11 protein-coding genes are annotated in these 13157 nt (G+C 69.2%); 5 read left to right on the top strand and 6 right to left on the bottom strand.

The window, feature by feature from the left end; genetic code table 11:
- Nucleotides 1-17 precede the first annotated feature (17 nt).
- On the bottom strand, nucleotides 18-719 hold the full coding sequence (locus AC3A5Z_RS07705) for a glutathione S-transferase (RefSeq protein ID WP_487518787.1): 702 nt from the start codon (nucleotides 717-719) through the stop codon (nucleotides 18-20).
- 199 nt (nucleotides 720-918) lie between these two features.
- On the opposite strand from AC3A5Z_RS07705, the gene AC3A5Z_RS07700 reads away from it, so the two are divergent.
- Nucleotides 919-2685, top strand: coding sequence for an SLC13 family permease (locus tag AC3A5Z_RS07700; protein ID WP_487518786.1), 1767 nt, complete (start codon nucleotides 919-921; stop codon nucleotides 2683-2685).
- Between the two features lie 7 nt (nucleotides 2686-2692).
- On the opposite strand, the gene pdxR is transcribed toward AC3A5Z_RS07700, so the two are convergent.
- A complete protein-coding gene (gene pdxR, locus AC3A5Z_RS07695) occupies nucleotides 2693-4120 on the bottom strand; it encodes a MocR-like pyridoxine biosynthesis transcription factor PdxR (protein WP_487518785.1) in 1428 nt (475 codons plus the stop codon).
- Between the two features lie 38 nt (nucleotides 4121-4158).
- On the opposite strand from pdxR, the gene AC3A5Z_RS07690 reads away from it, so the two are divergent.
- The gene (locus AC3A5Z_RS07690) at nucleotides 4159-4887 is read left to right on the top strand and encodes a pyridoxamine 5'-phosphate oxidase family protein (protein WP_487518784.1); all 729 of its coding nucleotides are present in this window, start codon (nucleotides 4159-4161) and stop codon (nucleotides 4885-4887) included.
- On the opposite strand, the gene AC3A5Z_RS07685 is transcribed toward AC3A5Z_RS07690, so the two are convergent.
- The 4 genes from AC3A5Z_RS07685 to AC3A5Z_RS07670 all read right to left on the bottom strand — a co-directional run bounded on the left by AC3A5Z_RS07685 (nucleotide 4884) and on the right by AC3A5Z_RS07670 (nucleotide 9141).
- Nucleotides 4884-5921, bottom strand: coding sequence for an HlyD family secretion protein (locus tag AC3A5Z_RS07685; protein ID WP_487518783.1), 1038 nt, complete (start codon nucleotides 5919-5921; stop codon nucleotides 4884-4886). The genes AC3A5Z_RS07690 and AC3A5Z_RS07685 overlap by 4 nt on opposite strands.
- Nucleotides 5918-7570, bottom strand: a complete 1653-nt coding sequence (locus AC3A5Z_RS07680; RefSeq protein ID WP_487518782.1) for an efflux MFS transporter permease — start codon at nucleotides 7568-7570, stop codon at nucleotides 5918-5920. The genes AC3A5Z_RS07685 and AC3A5Z_RS07680 overlap by 4 nt, the downstream gene beginning before the upstream one ends.
- On the bottom strand, nucleotides 7567-7995 hold the full coding sequence (locus tag AC3A5Z_RS07675) for a MarR family winged helix-turn-helix transcriptional regulator (RefSeq protein ID WP_487518781.1): 429 nt from the start codon (nucleotides 7993-7995) through the stop codon (nucleotides 7567-7569). The genes AC3A5Z_RS07680 and AC3A5Z_RS07675 overlap by 4 nt, the downstream gene beginning before the upstream one ends.
- A gap of 237 nt (nucleotides 7996-8232) precedes the next feature.
- Nucleotides 8233-9141 (bottom strand): LysR family transcriptional regulator, encoded by a 909-nt coding sequence (locus tag AC3A5Z_RS07670; protein ID WP_487518780.1) that lies wholly within the window; start codon nucleotides 9139-9141, stop codon nucleotides 8233-8235.
- A gap of 212 nt (nucleotides 9142-9353) precedes the next feature.
- Here AC3A5Z_RS07670 and AC3A5Z_RS07665 point away from each other — a divergent pair, with 212 nt between their 5' ends.
- From AC3A5Z_RS07665 to AC3A5Z_RS07655, 3 genes are all read left to right on the top strand, one after another.
- Complete coding sequence (locus AC3A5Z_RS07665) at nucleotides 9354-10538, top strand: MFS transporter (protein WP_487518779.1); 1185 nt, start codon at nucleotides 9354-9356, stop codon at nucleotides 10536-10538.
- A gap of 291 nt (nucleotides 10539-10829) precedes the next feature.
- Nucleotides 10830-11603, top strand: a complete 774-nt coding sequence (locus AC3A5Z_RS07660; RefSeq protein ID WP_487518778.1) for a DeoR/GlpR family DNA-binding transcription regulator — start codon at nucleotides 10830-10832, stop codon at nucleotides 11601-11603.
- Entirely contained in the window at nucleotides 11600-13150 is a 1551-nt protein-coding gene (locus tag AC3A5Z_RS07655) for a sugar ABC transporter ATP-binding protein (protein ID WP_487518777.1), read from the top strand. Before AC3A5Z_RS07660 ends, AC3A5Z_RS07655 begins: the two co-directional genes overlap by 4 nt.
- Nucleotides 13151-13157 lie beyond the last annotated feature (7 nt).

Below are 13157 nucleotides of genomic sequence, written 5' to 3'. Positions count from 1 at the left end.
GCGCCCGGCTTGCCGTTTCAGGCCTTCAACACCTGCCGCAGCGAGGCCTCGATCTCGCCGCCGCACCAGCTGTCGCCATAGTCGCGCCGCGCCGTCTCGGCCAGCCGTGCGAGCGGCGGCAGGGCCGAGACGCGCGCCGACAGCGCCGCGGTCATCGGCGCCGCGTCCTTCAGGATGCGCCCCACTTCCGGAAACCGCTCCCCGACCGTGCTCCACAGGGTCGCCGTGACCACATCCGCCAGCCCCGGCGCCTCGCCACCCAGCAGGAAACCCGCACCCTCGGTCAGCCCGTGACGGCGGCCGGTGTCCTCCCAGAGTGACATCCACTTGCGCAGCCGCGGCTCGAACTCGACCCAGCGCTCTTGGGTCCACATCTGCCGCCCGCCGTCGAGCGTCATCTCGTCGATCACGTCATTGGCGTCATTGACCACCTTAAGGCCCAGCGCCCGCCCCGCCGCCGTGGCGGGCAGAAGGTCGAGCGTCTCGCCCAGATAGAGAAGGATCGCCGGCATCTGCGAGATCGCCACGTCGGTCCCCGTCTCCACCAGCACGGGCGGCCCCATGAAGGGCACCGGCATCTTCGCCACCGGCCCCTGCATCAGCCGCGAGATCTCGGCATCGCCCGCCTCGTCCCAGCTCTTGCCGGCGAAGGCCAGGGTGGCACGGACAAACTGGCCCCGGAAGGGCGCGGACCAGTAGTAGAGCGTGTAATCGGACATGGGATTGCCTTTATGGTTAGATTGCGGCTGTAAACCAACGCGGGGGCTCCATCGGGGTTTCGCCCCCGCGCCCCCGTCGGCCCGAACCCGCCTCTGCCCTCCCGGCCACAGCGGCGCAGCTTTGTCGGCGGGGCTGGAACTGGCGATGCTGCCCCGAGTTACCCACCCATCGCGCCACCGCGCCAGCGACGGAACCAGAATGACACCCCCACAGATTGCCGCCTTCGCCATCATCGCCGGGATGATGGCTCTCTTCATCTGGGGGCGGCTGCGATACGATGTCGTCGCCATGCTGGCCCTCGCCGCCTCGCTGATGGCGGGCACCGTCTCGCCGGAGGAGGCCTTCACCGGCTTCAGCGATGACATCGTCATCATCGTGGCCAGCGCCCTCATCGTCAGCGCCGCCGTATCGCGCTCGGCGATGATCGAGGCCGTGCTGCGCTGGCTGGTGCGGCGGCTGAACAACTTCCAGGGGCAGATGCTGGTGCTGGTCGGCTCGGTCACACTGCTGTCGGCGCTGATCAAGAACATCGGCGCGCTGGCGATGATGATGCCCGCCGCGATCAAGATGGCGAAGAAATCCCACAACTCGCCTTCGCTCTACCTGATGCCCATGGCCTTCGGCTCGCTCCTGGGCGGGCTGATCACCATGGTCGGCACCTCGCCCAACATCATCGTCTCGCAGGTGCGCGAGGATCTGACCGGCCAGCCCTTCCGCATGTTCGACTATGCGCCGGTCGGGCTCGGGCTATCGCTGGTGGGGCTGGTGTTCCTTCTGTTCAGCTACCGGCTGCTGCCCGCCGACCGGCGTGCCACGGCGACGCTGGGCGAGGCGGTGAACATCAGCAACTACAGCACCGAGGCCACCGTCACCGAAGGCTCCGCCGTCGTCGGCAAGACCATCGGCGAGTTCCTCAGCCTGTCCAACAGCGAGATCGCCATGACCGGGCTGATCCGCGACGACCGCCGCCGCCCGGTGACCATGCCCGACAGCGTCATCCGGGTGGGCGACGTGCTGCAGATGCGCGGCCAGCCCGACGAGCTGGAACGCGCCGCCGCGGCAGGCGGGCTGACGCTGGCGCGGCAGGAGAACAGCGAAGGAGCAAAGACCAAGATGGGGGTGATCGAGGCGGTGGTGCGCACCGGCTCGCCGATCATCGGCCACAGCGCCATGCGGCTCAGGCTTTTCGACCAGCACGGTGTCAACATCGTCGCCCTCGCCCGCGCCGGCAACCGCATGACCGAGCGGCTGGCCGAGACCGCGCTGGAGCCGGGCGACGTGATCCTTCTTCAGGGCCCGCTCGACGTGCTGCCCGACAGCATCCGCACGCTGGGCCTGCTGCCGCTGGCCGAGCGAGAGTTGCGGCTGGGGTCGGTCCGGCGCGACATCCTTCCGGTGGTGATCCTCGCCGTGGCGATGGGGCTGACCGCCTTCGGTCTGCTGCCCGTTGCCGTCGCCTTCTTCGGCGCTGCGCTCGCGATGATCGTCACCGGCGGCATCAGCCCGGAGGCGGCTTACGAGGCGATCGAATGGCCGATCCTCGTCATGCTGGGGGCGCTGATCCCGGTCAGCGAAGCGCTGCAGACCACGGGCGGCACCGACCTGATCGGCGGGCTCTTGTCGAACCTCGCCATGGGTCTGCCGGCTTGGGGGGCGCTCGCGCTGATCATGGTGGTGGCGATGGCGGTGACGCCTTTCCTCAACAATGCCGCCACCGTGCTGGTGATGGCACCGATCGCCGCGACCTTCGCCGGCAGCCTCGGCTACACGCCGGATGCCTTCCTCATGGCGGTGGCGGTCGGGGCGGGCTGCGATTTCCTGACGCCGATCGGGCACCAGTGCAACACGCTGGTCATGGGGCCGGGCGGCTACCGCTTCGGCGATTACGCGAGGCTGGGGGCGCCGCTGTCGCTCCTGGTGGTGCTGGTCGGCACGCCGCTGATCCTGTCGATCTGGCCGATCTGAGCCCCGCTCAGAGGGAGCGGGCAAAGCGGCGGGCGGCGCTCTCCAGCACGTCGGGGGCGAAGCCCGAAAAGCCCACCACCAGCCCCTGCCGCGCCGGGCCGAGGCACATCGACGACAGCGCCCGCACGCCAAGCCCCGCCTCTGCCGCGCGCGGGACCAGCGCCGTGTCTTCCATGCCCTCGGGCACGGCGATCAGGTGCAGCCCCTGATCCGGCGGCTCGACGGTCAAGGGCCCTGCGCGCAGCCCCGCAACCAGCGCATCCCGCGCCCCCTTCACCCGCCGCCGGGCGCGGCGCAGGTGGGCGGCGAAATGACCCGCGCGGAGGAAATCGGCCAGCGCCCCCTCGGCCAGCGTCGGCGGCGAGCGGTCGGTGCGGCTGCGCAGGCGCAGCACCGGCCCCAGCAGCGCCTCGGGCAGAACCGAGTAGCCGATGCGCAGCCCGGGAAACAACGCCTTGGAGAAGGTGCCGATGTAGATCACCCGCCCCGCCGCATCCATGCCCTGCATCGCGGCAAGCGGCGGTCCGGCATGGCGGAATTCGCTGTCGTAATCGTCCTCCAATATCCACGCCCCGGCCCGCCGCGCCCAGTCGATCAGCGCCAGCCTGCGCCGCATCGACAGGGTGACGCCCAAAGGGAATTGGTGCGAGGGCGTGACATAGGCGGCGCGCGCCCCGGGGGCGCGCTGCTCGCCCAGGGCGACCTCCAGCCCCTCGGCATCGACGGGCACGCCGACGAGCTGGAGCCCGGCCCCTTCCATCACCGCGCGGGCGCCGGGATAGCCGGGGTCTTCGATCCAGACCGGATCACCGGGGGCGAGCGTGGCGCGGATCACCAGATCCAGCGCCTGCTGCGTGCCCGAGGTCAGCAGGATCTGCCCCGCCTCGCAGCGCACCCCGCGCGCGCTGCGCAGGTAGGCGGCGATCTCGGCGCGCAGCCCGGCGTTGCCCTGCGGATCGCCATAGGAGAAATGCGCGGCCTCGGGCCGGGCGAGATGGCGGTGCAGGAGGCTGCGGAACTGCAGCATGGTGCGGTCGTCGGCGGTGGCAACACCCAGCGTGCCGGGCAGGACCGAGGCGGCCTTCGGCTTAGGTGCCACGGTGACGGGCGCGGGCGGCGCGCCGAGCCGCGGCACCTCTGCCGCGACATAGGTCCCCGCCCCGGTGCGCCCCACAGCGAAACCGTCGGCAACCAGCATCTCGAAGGCCGCCACCGCCGCGCCGCGCGCGAGGCCGAGCCGCGCCGCCAGATCGCGGGTGGGGGGCAGCTTGCTTCCCGGCGGCAGCGCGCCGGTCTCGATCAGCCGCCGCAGCGCCGCGTAAAGCGCCACGCGCCGCGCGCCCTCGGCGGGCAGCACCGGGATCAGCGCCGACCAGTCCGGCAGATTGGTCTGCGGACTTGCGGCCTGATTGGATCTGTTTCGGACCAATGCCATCGCCTATCGCTGGACGATCCCGACCCGAAAGGCAAGCCATGACAGCGACCTCCCCCTCCTCCGCCTATCCCGTCAGCCCGCGCAACCGGGTGAAGCGCGTGCACGAGCGCGGCAGCTACTACCGCGCTTCGGTGCATGCCATCCTCGATGCCGCAATGCTCTGCCATGTGTCCTATGTGCTGGACGGCCAGCCCTATTGCACGCCGACGCTGCACTGGCGCGAGGGTGAGACGCTCTACTGGCACGGCTCTTCGGCCAGCCGGATGCTGCGGCATCTGACGCAGGGGGTGGCGGCCTGCCTGACGGTTTCGCATCTCGACGGGCTGGTGCTGGCGCGCTCGGGCTTCAACCATTCGGCCAATTACCGTTCGGCGATGTGCTTCGGCACGGCGCGGATCATCGAGGACCCGGCGGAGAAGGCCGAGGCGCTGCGGGCGGTGGTGGACCGCTTCTACCCCGAGCGTTCCGCCAGCCTGCGGCCGATCACCCCGCAGGAGGCCAAGGCGACAACGGTCATCGGCATGCGGATCGAGGAAGCCTCGGCCAAGGTGCGGGCGAAGGGGGTGGCGGACGATCCGGAAGACATCGGCCATCCGGTCTGGGCCGGAGTGCTGCCGGTGCGCACCCTGATCGGCGCCGCCCAGCCCTGCCCGCATGTGCCCGAAGGCCTTGCGCGGCCGGAAACGCTTGCGGCCTATGCCGAGGGCCGCGCGCTGGACGAGGCGCTGCTGGAGACGCAGCGGCGCTACGAGGAGGCCGTCAGCTAGTCTTCGCCGGTATCGACCGAGACCACCACCGACAGACCCGGGGCAAGACGGTCGGCCCGCTCCTGCCCCGGGTCTATCGAGATGCGCACCGGCACGCGCTGCGGGATCTTGGTGAAGTTGCCGGTGGCATTGGTCCCGGCGATCAGGCTGAACTCCGAGGCGGTGGCGGGCGAGAAAGCGGCGACGCGGCCGGTGAAGCGGCGCCCGCCCATCGCATCGACGGTGAAGCTGACCGGCTGATCCAGCGCCAGCCCATGCAGGTTGGTCTCCTTGAAATTGGCGATCACCCAGAGATCCTGCCCGACATGCGACACCAGCGCCGTGCCGGCGGTCACATACTGCCCGACCCGCGCGCCGATCTGGCCAAGCTTGCCCGGCCCCGGCGCATGGATCACCGTGTTCGAGAGGTCGATCTGTGCCAGCTCCACCGCGGCGCTTGCCGTGTCGATCTGCGCCTGTGCCGTGGCGATCTGGGTCCGGGCCGAATTCACCTGCTCGCGCTGCACCTCGAGCTGCGCCTGAGCCTGCGCCAGACCCGCCGTCGCGTTCTGCAGCGCCAGTTCCACCTGCTCGCTGGCGGTGGCCGAGGTCACGCCGCGGGCACGCAGTTCCCTGCTGCGCTCGCTCTCGGAGGCCGCCGTGGCCAGCGCAGAGCGCGCCGCCTCCAGTGCCGCCTCACCCGATTTCACGTTGGCCTCCGCCGAATGCACCCCCTGCTCGGCCACCAGCCGCGCCGCCCGCGCCGAGGCCAGCGTCGCCGCCGCCTGCGCCAGCTTCTGCCGGTAGATCCGGTCGTCGATCCGCGCGACCACGTCGCCGGCCTCGACCGTCTGGAAATCGGTCACCTCCACCGCGCTGAGATAGCCCGAGAGCTGCGGCGCCACCGTGGTGACATTGCCGCGCAGATAGGCGTTCTCGGTGGTGGGCATGGCCGGCGCGAAGGGCGGCAGGTGCCAGGCGAAGAGCAACAGCAGCACCCCGGCGAGTCCGATGATGCCGGTGATGACGGTGGGGAGGATGAGGGAACGGTTCATTTCGCGGCTTCTTGCACAGGAGGTTCGGGTTCGGCCCCGGCGGACGCTGCAGGCGCCAGCCAGCGCGCCAGACGGTCGCGGAAGACATGCAGCAGCAAGAGCGCCATCGCGCCGAGGGCAGTGAGGAAGATCAGGAAATAGGCGTCGTTGTAGGCCATGACATAGGCCTGCACCGAGGCCTCCTGCATCATCTGCGCCACGGCCTGCGACCTGAGCACCGCGGCATCGGTGATCTGGCTCGCCAGCCCCGCCGCCCGGCTTGCGATGCTGGCCACCACGACGGGATCGGTGGCGGCCATCTGCTCGGTCAGGGTCTGCAGATGGAAGGTCTGGCGATGGTTGACCAGCGTGGTGAAGATGGCCGAGCCGATGACGCCTCCGAGGCTCTGCGTCGTCAGGAAGACGATGATGAAGGAGAGGATGTAGTTCGGCCCCTTCTGCAGCGCCGCCATCAGCCCGAGGATCAGCGAGGGCGGCAGGAACAGGATCGCGGCAAAGCCGATCAGCGCCTGACTGACGAACATCTGCGCCGGGCGGGTGTCGACGGTCGACTGCGAGTCGAGGAAGGCGCCGGCGGCGATCAGGGCGAGGGCGACGAAGTGGAACTGCGGCGCGCGGTCGGGCTTGATCCAGGCGACGCAGGCCAGCCCCCCCATGATCCCGGCGAGCACGATCACCGCGAAGAGCCCGGTCATCTGCGACGGCGCCAGCCCCAGCGCCTGGAACATGCGTGGCGCGCCGGTGCTCTGCTCGGACAGGATCAGCCGGAACAGGAACAGCGTCACCGCAAGATGCAGCATCGCCGGGCTCGCCAGCCAGCGGAAGTCGACGAGCGGCGTCTCGCGCGCCAGCTCCACCACCAGCGCCGCGGCCAGCGCCGCGACAGAGCCCGCCATCAGCAGGCCGATCCAACCGGCATCGGTCCACCAGTGGATCGGCCCCATGATCGCCGCCACCGTCAGCCCGCCGAAGCCGAAGGCCATCAGCGCGAAGGAGACGAAGTCCGTCGGCACGATCACCTTCTGATGCGGCACCGGGCGCAGCGGCAGCAGATAGACCAGCGCGATCGACAGGAGCGCCAACCCCAGCGTCGCCATATGCACGCCCCAGAGCCCGCCATCGCCGATCAGCCCGGGGCTGATGACCCGGGCCAGATTGGGCGCGCCCATCAGCACCGCCATCACCATCGGCATGCCGATGCGCATCTTGTTCTCGGGGCTCAGGGGCTCCAGCATGTAGAGAAAGCCGAGGGTCGAGAGCGGCGCCGAGGCGACGCCCGAGAGGAACTGCACGACGACCGCCGAGCGCAGATCCGTGATCCAGAGGCTGGCGAAGGCCACCAGCGCATAGATCACGATCCCCACCTCGGCAAAGCGGCGCAGCCCGAACTGGGTGCGGATCTTCACCAGCATCAGCGGCAGCGAGGCGCGCGGGATCATGTAAGCCGCCATCAGCCAGCTGGCATCGGTAACGGAGACGCCCAGATCCCCGGCGAATTGCGGGATATTGGCCGAGACGAACCCCTGTCCGAGCCCTTGCGACAGGCCGATCACCACGGCGGCGACGAAATAGGGCCAGCCCTGCCGGAGCGGCAAGGGCGGCGGCGGCGCCGGAGGCGTGACGGGGGTGGTTGACGTGGTGTCGGTCATGGGCGGCTCAGCCTTGCCGCATTGGCGGCGATGCGTTCGAGCGCGGCATGGACCCGGGGCAGATCCTCCTCCGCGACGCCCTCGAAGAGCTCCGAGCGCAGGGCGCGGACGAATTTGGTGATCCCGGCGGATTGCGCCTTGGCGGTGAGGAACAGCGCCCGCTTGCGCGCATCGCCGTCGATGCCGCGCCGCTCGAGAAAACCGTCGCGCTCCAGCGCCTCGACCTGCCGCTTCAGCGTCGGCGGCTCGATCCCCAGCGCCGCGGCGAGCTCGGCCTGCGTCGCGCCCTCCATCCCGGCCAGCGTGGTCAGCACGCGCGCCCGGGACAGGGTCAGCCCGACATCGGCGGCGCTGCGGTCATAGCCGCGCCGCAATTCGCGGATGACCCGCAGGAGGGTTTCGAGGGTGGCGCTGTGGCTGGGCATGGGAAGCATGTTAATTGGTTAGCATGCTATGTATATGCCGAAGCGCGACCCTCCGCAAGCCGGACCCACGGGACGCGGGCATGCAGACGACGCATGGAACCGGAAGGCGGTGGTAGCCTGCAGCCTGCTGATCCCCCTCCACGGCGGAATTCATCGTGCCAATCAAGAAGAGCGTGACCGGCGCCGGCGTCCCTGCCTGCGCCCCACGGCGACCTGCCCCAAAACCAGACGACGCCCTCAGGCCGCGTCGCGCAAGAAGGCCCGCAGCCGCGGCGCCATGAAGTCGAGGAAGACCCGCACGCGGTGCGGCAGGCGCTCGCCGCCGAAGAACAGCGCGTGGATGTCCTCGGTATCCGGCGGCACCGCGTCCCCCAGCACCTCGACCAGCGCACCGCTGCGCAGGTCCTCGCGGACGTGGAACTCGCCGATCCGCGCCAGCCCCATCCCGGCCAGCGCCATGCGACGCACCGTTTCGCCGTTGTTGGCCAGCAAGGGCCCGCGCACCGCGTGATCGACGACCCGGCTGCCCTCCTGCAGTGGCCAGATCGGGGTGGAGCGACGGAAGTTGAAGCCGAGGCACTGGTGCCGCGCCAGATCGGCGCCCGTCTGCGGCACGCCGTGGCGGGCCAGATAGTCTGGCGCGGCAACGATGCGACGCTGCGCCGAGCCGAGTTTCAGCGCGGTCAGCGTCGAGCTCGACAGCGCACCGACCCGGAAGGCGACATCGGTGCGGTCGAGATAGAGATCGACGATCTCGTCCGACAGCGACAGGTCCACCACGATGTTGGGATACTCGGCCCAGAAGGCTGGCAGCAAGGGCTCGACCGCCACCACGCCGAAACCGACCGAGGCCGTCACCCGCAGCGTTCCGCCGACACTGGCCGCCCCCCGCGACAGCTCGCGTTCCAGATCCTCGATCCCCGCCAGCAGCGTCTGGCTGCGCTCGTAGTAGATCCAGCCCTCCGCCGTCAGGGACAGGCGCCGGGTGGAGCGTTCCAGAAGCCGTGCGCCCAGCCGGGTCTCGATCCGGTCGATCAGCTTCGACAGGGTGGAGGGCGTCATCCGCATCTGCCGTGCGGCCTCGGAAAAGCTGCCGGTCTCGACCACCCGCAGGAAGGCCTGCATCTCGCCCGCCCGATTGTCCATGCGCCCACCTGTGAATTGCATTCAAAGATGAAACGCAGCCATAGGGAATTATCAAGCCCGTTCGACGCGCGTATCTGTCGCCGCAGCAACAAGAGCCGGCGATCCCCTCCCGGCGCAGGAACAGGACTGATGATGCCGCACCCGATCCCCCATCCCGCCGAGGACGCCCCGCGTCCCTCCCGCCAAAGCCCAGAGCAGTGAGGGACAGGACCATGACCTCCTCGACAGACAAACCCGGTTTCAACTGGCCGCTGCTGGCGCTGGCCGTCGGTGCCTTCGGCATCGGCGTCACCGAGTTCTCTCCCATGGGCATGCTGCCGGTGATTGCCGAGGGGGTGGATGTCTCCATTCCCTCCGCCGGCCTGCTGGTCAGCGCCTATGCCATCGGCGTCATGGTCGGCGCGCCGGTGATGACGCTGCTCTTCAGCCGCTGGGGCAAGCGCACGGCGCTGATGGCCCTGATGGCGATCTTCACCGTGGGCAACATCCTCTCCGCGCTCTCGCCGGATTACTGGACGCTGCTCCTCTCGCGCGTCGTGACCAGCCTGAACCATGGCGCCTTCTTCGGTCTCGGCTCGGTCGTCGCCGCCAGCCTCGTGCCGAGGGAGAAGCAGGCAAGTGCCGTCGCCACCATGTTCATGGGTCTGACCATCGCCAATGTCGGCGGCGTGCCGCTGGCGACATGGGTCGGTCAGCAGATTGGCTGGCGCGAGGCCTTCGGCGGCACGGCGCTGCTCGGTCTCGTCACCATCGCCGCGCTCTGGCTCGCCCTGCCGCGCGGTGTCGCCGGCAAGCCGCCGGAGGTGATGCGCGAGATCCGGGTGCTGTTGCGGCCGCAGGTGGTACTCGCGCTGCTGACGACGGTGCTCGGCGCCAGCGCGATGTTCACGCTCTACACCTATGTCGCCCCGCTGCTGGAAACCCTCACCGGCGCCTCGGGCGGGTTCGTGACGCTGGCGCTGGTGTTGATCGGGCTGGGCTTCACGCTTGGCAACTGGCTCGGCGGGCGCGTGGCCGACTGGTCGCTCGACGGGGCCACGGCGATCTTCCTCGCGGCGCTGGCGCTGATCATGCTGGTGATTCCCTTCGTGATCGGCAGCCCGGCCGGAGCCGCGATCGTGCTGCTTCTCTGGGGCGGAGCCGCCTTCGGGGTGGTGCCGCCGGTGCAGATGCGGGTGATGCAGGCGGCCTCCGAGGCGCCGGGTCTGGCCTCGTCGATCAACATCGGCGCCTTCAACCTCGGCAACGCCATCGGCGCCGCCGTGGGGGGCGCGGTGATCAGCGCAGGCCTCGGCTATGCGGCGGTGCCTGTGGCGGGCGGCCTCCTCGCCGCCACCGGGCTCGGGATCGTCTGGCTCGGCCACCGCTCCGCCCGCCGGCTCGCCTGCCCGGTCTGAGCCTGAGCCCAGGTCTTGGCCCCCGCGTCGGGGCCAAGGCCGCGCCGGGGGATCTCAGGCCGCGACCAGCCGGATGCCTGGTCGCCTGCTCAGTAATGTCCGACCAACGCTAACTGCATGGACCGGTTTCACGAATCCCTCACCCAGAGGAGCTGCACCGTCATTCCAGATGCCCTCGCGCAGCGTTGGATGACGCATTTCGATCATTGTTGAACAAATTACCTCAATAACGCAAACTTCCCTTGCGCAAATGATCCGACTCGCTCATGCTTGCGTTGGGAGGAGCAACAGGTGAGCGATCAGCAGCGCCAGCGGACGATTGTCCAGATTCTCGAGGAACGGCCCTTCGTGTCGGTCAAGGATCTGACCGCGGCTGTTGGCGTGTCCGCGGCCACCATCCGGCGCGACATCGAGAAGCTGAGCGGCGCGGGTCTGGCGCAGAAGGTGCATGGCGGCATCGCCGCGCTGACCAACGGCACGGGGCGGACCCCGGTGGCCCTGCCCTTCATCCTGAACCGCGACCTCGCCGTGGAAGCCAAGCAGAGCATCGCCCGCAAGGCCGGCGAACTGGTGCGCGACGGCAGCCTGATCATCATCCACGGCGGCTCGACCTGCTTCCACTTCGGCACCCATATCGCCAACCGCAACGTGCGGGTCTTCACCAACTCCATGCCGCTGGCCGCCTATCTGGCCGAGCATGGCACCTGCCAGCTGAAGGTCGGCGGCGGCGACCTGCACCGCGAGCCGGGCATCCTCTACGAGCCGCGGCGGGGCGACGACCCCTTCTACGCCTCGCAGTTCTTCGTCAGCGCCCTCGGCGTCAGTTCCGAGGGGCTTCTTGAATCGCACCCGCTGCTGGTGCGTTTCATCAACGACATGGTCGATCTCGCCAATGAGATCATCGTGCTGGTCGACAGCCGCAAGTTTTCCGAACGTCCCCCCACCGTCGCCCTGCCGCTGCACCGGGTCACCCGGCTGATCACCGATGACGGGCTCAGCGACAAGGATGCCCGGATGCTGGCGGACCGCGGCGTCGAAGTTCTCATCGCAAGGAGCGCTGCATGACGAAGCCAATGCTGGAGATGCGGTCGATCTCGAAGACCTTCGGAGCGATCCGGGCGCTGCGGGATGTCTCGCTGACGGTGATGCCCGGCGAGGTCCATGCGCTGATGGGCGAGAACGGCGCCGGGAAATCGACGCTGATGAAGATCCTCTCGGGCGCCTATGTGCCCGACGCGGGCGGCGAGATCCTGGTGGATGACCAGCCGATGCAGACCGGCCGCCCCAAGGAGGCCCGCGCCCGCGGCATCGCCGTGATCTATCAGGAACTGTCGCTCGCCCCCAACCTGACCGTGGCCGAAAACCTGTTTCTCGGGGAAGAACGCGCCAGGGCCGGCATCGTCAACCGCCGCCAGATGTTGCGCGAGACCGAGCCGATCCTGCAGCGGCTCGGCGTGACCTTCAGCCCCAGCACCCTTGTCGGCTCGCTGTCGATGGGCGAGCGCCAACTGGTCGAAGTGGCCCGCGCCCTTGGCGCGAAGGCCCGGGTCATCGTGATGGACGAGCCCACCACCTCGCTCTCCAGCCGAGAGACGGAGAAGCTGTTCGACGTGATCGCCGACCTCAAGGCGCAGGGCATCGCCATCGTCTACATCAGCCACCGGATGGAAGAGATCTACCGCCTCTCCGACCGCTGCTCGGTGCTGCGCGACGGGGCCTATGTCGGCACGCTGGAACGCGACGAACTGTCGGCCGCCAAGCTGGTGTCGATGATGGTGGGTCGCGATCTCAGCACCTTCTACAAGAAGGAACACAAGGCCGCCGCCACCGGCGAAAGCGTGCTGCGCGTGGAGAACATGAGCGACGGCCGCCTCGTGCGGGCCTGCAGCTTCGAGGTGCGGCGCGGCGAGGTGCTGGGCATATCGGGCCTCGTCGGCTCGGGCCGCACCGAGCTCGCGCGGCTGATCTACGGAGCGGACAAGGCGACGTCCGGCCGGGTGCTGCTCCAGGGCCGCGAGGTGACGCCGAAATCGCCGCGTGACGCGCTGAGCCACGGGATCGTCTACCTGACCGAGGACCGCAAGGGGCTCGGCCTGTTCCTCGACATGACGATCTCGGAGAACATCAACATCTGCGTCATGGAGCGCGACGCCTCTGGCGGGCTGACCAACTTCCGCCGGGCGGCGCAGCGGGCGCGTGACGCGATGGCATCGCTGGCGGTGAAGGCCCCTTCGTCGCAGCTGACCGTGGGCGCGCTGTCGGGCGGCAACCAGCAGAAGGTGCTGCTCGCCCGCCTCTTGGAGCTGGAGCCCAAGGTGATCATCCTCGACGAGCCGACGCGCGGCGTCGACGTGGGCGCGAAATCCGAGATCTACCGCCTGATCGACGCGCTGGCCGAACGCGGCATGGCGATCGTCATGATCTCCAGCGAGCTGCCGGAGATCATCGGCGTGGCCGACCGCGTCATCGTGATGCGCGAAGGCCGCATCTCGGGCGAGGTCACCGCCACCCCTGAGAAACCCATCACGCAGGAGGCGGTCATGGTGCTTTCGACAGGCGCCGCCCCAGAAAGATCGCCCGAAACATCCCCGGCCGCGGCCCGCGCAGAATGAATGGTGA

The sequence above is a fragment of the Cereibacter sp. Soil_C_27 genome, from assembly GCF_057657095.1.
Note: the sequence above shows the minus strand (reverse complement) of the source record. Positions and strands in the feature narration are given on the sequence as shown.

Bases quoted from the DNA above. Each gene is read 5' to 3' on its own strand.
- AC3A5Z_RS07705 (WP_487518787.1), bottom strand. From the start codon at position 719: ATGTCCGATTACACGCTCTACTACTGGTCCGCGCCCTTCCGGGGCCAG.
- AC3A5Z_RS07700 (WP_487518786.1), top strand. From the start codon at position 919: ATGACACCCCCACAGATTGCCGCCTTCGCCATCATCGCCGGGATGATG.
- pdxR (WP_487518785.1), bottom strand. From the start codon at position 4,120: ATGGCATTGGTCCGAAACAGATCCAATCAGGCCGCAAGTCCGCAGACC.
- AC3A5Z_RS07690 (WP_487518784.1), top strand. From the start codon at position 4,159: ATGACAGCGACCTCCCCCTCCTCCGCCTATCCCGTCAGCCCGCGCAAC.
- AC3A5Z_RS07685 (WP_487518783.1), bottom strand. From the start codon at position 5,921: ATGAACCGTTCCCTCATCCTCCCCACCGTCATCACCGGCATCATCGGA.
- AC3A5Z_RS07680 (WP_487518782.1), bottom strand. From the start codon at position 7,570: ATGACCGACACCACGTCAACCACCCCCGTCACGCCTCCGGCGCCGCCG.
- AC3A5Z_RS07675 (WP_487518781.1), bottom strand. From the start codon at position 7,995: ATGCCCAGCCACAGCGCCACCCTCGAAACCCTCCTGCGGGTCATCCGC.
- AC3A5Z_RS07670 (WP_487518780.1), bottom strand. From the start codon at position 9,141: ATGGACAATCGGGCGGGCGAGATGCAGGCCTTCCTGCGGGTGGTCGAG.
- AC3A5Z_RS07665 (WP_487518779.1), top strand. From the start codon at position 9,354: ATGACCTCCTCGACAGACAAACCCGGTTTCAACTGGCCGCTGCTGGCG.
- AC3A5Z_RS07655 (WP_487518777.1), top strand. From the start codon at position 11,600: ATGACGAAGCCAATGCTGGAGATGCGGTCGATCTCGAAGACCTTCGGA.